This is a genomic window from Streptococcus infantis (genome assembly GCF_047464615.1).
GTDB classification, from domain to species: domain Bacteria; phylum Bacillota; class Bacilli; order Lactobacillales; family Streptococcaceae; genus Streptococcus; species Streptococcus infantis_Y.
This window is the reverse complement of the sequence record NZ_JASHBO010000037.1, coordinates 1-1,256: the sequence shown is the minus strand read 5'-3', so window position 1 is coordinate 1,256 and position 1,256 is coordinate 1. Positions and strand designations below refer to the sequence as shown.

2 protein-coding genes are annotated in these 1,256 nt (G+C 38.9%); one reads left to right on the top strand and one right to left on the bottom strand.

Annotation, left to right across the window (positions count from 1 at the left end; genetic code table 11):
- On the bottom strand, window positions 1–560 hold a 560-nt coding region (locus QM450_RS10550), incomplete at its 3' end, for a transposase (protein WP_414320558.1).
- A 254-nt stretch (window positions 561–814) separates the two neighbouring features.
- On the opposite strand from QM450_RS10550, the gene QM450_RS10545 reads away from it, so the two are divergent.
- Window positions 815–1,256: sigma-70 family RNA polymerase sigma factor (locus QM450_RS10545; RefSeq protein WP_414320557.1), on the top strand; the 442-nt coding region annotated here is incomplete at its 3' end.

The window sequence follows — 1,256 nt, the reverse complement described above, 5'->3', positions numbered from 1 at the left end:
TTTTCGTGTTTTTTCCTATCTAAATCAATCTCAACTGCCAATTGTTCACTCATAAATTTAGCTTGTTGGTCTACCATTTCCTTACGATACTTGTGACTATTAGCCGCCGCTTTGATATGGGTACCATCCACAAATATTTCAGATAAGCCAGCATACAAAGCTTGGTTGAGAACTTGAGAAAAAATCTCAGAAATGAGTTCTTTATCTTGAAAACGACGGCTGTAATTCTTCCCATAGGTGGTAAAATGAGGAACCTTATCATCTAAAGTTAGTCCAAGAAACCAACGATAGGCCACGTTTACTTCAATCTCTTTCATGGTTTGGCGCATAGAACGAATGCCATAAAAACATTTAATCAAAGGAATTTTGACTAACATGACGGGATCAAGACTAGGACGACCATTATCTGGATTATAGGTATCTTCTACCAAGTCATAGATAAAGTCAAAATCAACCTTGGAATCTACTTGTCGAAGAAAGTGATCTTTTGGGACCAATTCGTCTATTGTATAGAAACCATACTGCTTACGATTATAATCAGGTTTTTCTTTGTGAAACATAGGGAACACCTCACAACTCTTCTTACCTCTATTATACGACTTTACACAAAGAAAAGCCCTTAGAAACTTGACTTTCAAGGACTTTGTCTTCAATCTGAGACAACTGTAGAGACAACAGTTGTCTTTTTATCTCTCATCTGCCTTTCTCAATACTTACTGATACACCTTGGACTCAAAAAAGCACAAGACAGAAACCAAAGCCCTTCTTTCCCCCTTTCTCTGCTATACTACAAGCAGAGAAAGGGGGAAAGCAAATGCTTGAAAAGTATTATGCGAAGGTAAAAGGAATTGTTCATAAATGTAGAAAAGACTACTATCTTCACCTGTGGGAGAAAGAGGATTGGGACCAAGAGGGCATGATTTGTCTCCATGAACTTCTAGAAAAGCATCCAGAACTAGTAGAAGAAGAAAAGAAACTCTACGTCTACTTCAAAACAAAATTTCGCAATCGAATCCATGATAGCGTCAGAAAACAAGAGAGTCAAAAACGTCGCCTAGACCGAATGGCCTATGAAGAAGTAGGGGAGATTAGCCATCGCCTACCAGAAGGAGGATTGTGGTTGGATGATTACTACGCCCTTCATGAATTGTTGAATACTTATAGAAGAAAATTACCACAAGATAAACAAGAAGCCTACGAACGCCTCTGGGCAGACGAACGTTTTAAAGGCCGCAAAGCCCTTCTCAGAGAGCTGA